This window comes from Xanthobacter sp. BG11Y11_SDJG, from assembly GCF_057364445.1.
In genome coordinates, this window is the sequence record NZ_JBNFNU010000607.1 from 1 (window position 1) to 1,702 (window position 1,702).

The 1,702-nt window shown below is 70.3% G+C and carries 2 protein-coding genes; both read right to left on the reverse strand.

Features of this window, described 5'->3' with window-relative positions; genetic code table 11:
• Window positions 1–172 precede the first annotated feature (172 nt).
• Complete coding sequence (locus AC2W7M_RS24915) at window positions 173–871, reverse strand: XdhC family protein (RefSeq protein WP_486135744.1); 699 nt, start codon at window positions 869–871, stop codon at window positions 173–175.
• 256 nt (window positions 872–1,127) lie between these two features.
• Complete coding sequence (locus tag AC2W7M_RS24920; RefSeq protein WP_486135745.1) at window positions 1,128–1,451, reverse strand: XdhC family protein; 324 nt, start codon at window positions 1,449–1,451, stop codon at window positions 1,128–1,130.
• Between the last annotated feature and the right edge of the window lie 251 nt (window positions 1,452–1,702).

The following is a 1,702-nucleotide window of genomic DNA, read 5'->3' on the forward strand; positions in this document are numbered from 1 at the left end:
GACGTCGCCGGCTCCAGGCAGGCGACGACGATGGTGGCCAGCCCGGCAGCCTTGAGCGCGGCGATCTCCGGTGCGCCGAGCCGCGTGCCCTTGCGGATCACCGCCCCGTTCACGCGCACCGAATGGGCGGCGATGGCGCCCTCGGCCTCGTCCAGCGGAAGCGGACCGAACCTCACGCCGCCGCTCCGTCGCGCTCCGGCCGGCGCCAGGCGGCGATCACCTGCGCCAGGATGGCGACGGCGATCTCCTCCGGGCTCGATGCGCCGATGTCGAGGCCGATGGGCGCGGCGATGGACGCGATCTGCCGGTCGCTGAAGCCCTGCGCGGCGAGCCGCTCCACGCGCTTGGCGTGGGTGCGCCGCGAGCCGAGCGCGCCGATATAGAAGCAGCCGGCTTCAAGCGCGCCGGCGATGGCCGGGTCGTCGAGCTTGGGATCATGGGTGAGCGCCACGAGCCCGGTGAAGGGATCGAGCCGGTAGGCAGGCAGCACCACGTCCGGCCAGTCGGCGAGGATCGGCACGCCGGGGAAGCGGTCCTGCGTCGCGAAGGCCGTGCGCGGATCCATGAGGGTGACGTCGAAGCCCACCATGCGGGCCATGGGCGCCAGCGCCTGCGAGATGTGCACCGCCCCCGCCACCAGGAGGCGCGGCGGCGGCACGTGGACGGTGAGGAAGGCGCGCGCCGCCCCCTCCCCCACCATGCCGCTCTTGCCGGAGGCGAGCGCGCCGGCAAGCGCCGCGGCACGGGGATCGGCGGCCATGGCGTCGGCGGTGACGAGCCGCTCTTCGCCGCTCTCAAGCTCGGTGACGAGGATGACCGGACGGCGGGCGGCGCGCTCGGCATTGAGCGCGGCGAGGAGATCGAGCCGCATGGTGGGTGCCTTTCCGCTGCCGGCCGTCTTAGAGCGATTCACCGATCAAATTGCATCAATTTGGCCGGTGAATCGCTCTCTAACTTAATGAGAGAGAACGCGTTATCCGATCAGCTTGCAGGGCAAGCTGATCGGCGCGTGCTCTAGAGCGCGATCCGATCAAATTGCATCAATTTGATCGGTGAATCGCTCTCTAGCTTATGAGAGAGAACGCGTTATCCGATCAGCTTGCAGGGCAAGCTGATCGGCGCGTGCTCTAGGCGACCGGCTCCACATAGACGCTGATCCGCCCGCCGCAGGACAGGCCGACCCGCCAGGCGGTCTCGTCGGCGACGCCGAATTCCAGCATCTTCGGCCGGCCCGAGGCGATCACCTCGCCGGCCTCGCTGACCACCGCGCCTTCCACGCAGCCGCCGGAGACGGAGCCGAGGAAATTGCCCTCGGCGTCGATCACGAGGTGGCTGCCCACCGGGCGCGGCGCCGAGCCCCAGGTCTCCATCACGGTGGCAATGGCGACCTTGCGGCCCTCTTTGGTCCAGGCCTCGGCGGCGGCGAGAATGTCGGTGTCGAGCGTCGGCATCGTGTCCTCCATCGCGCGCCGGTTTCCGGCTGCGCCGCGCGCCCAGGCGGGGCCATGGGGCGCGCACATTGGCGATGTTATCCTTATCCCTATATAGGTGCGCCCGCCGGCTCCCGCCTGCAAGCCTACCTTTTCTTGAGAGGCCCCCCGGTTTCGTCATGTCGGTCCATCGCCTGCCCAGCCCCGCCCGCGACGCGCGCGCCGCAGCCCTGCGCACCGCCGCCGAACTGGTGGCGGCCGGCCTCGCCGCG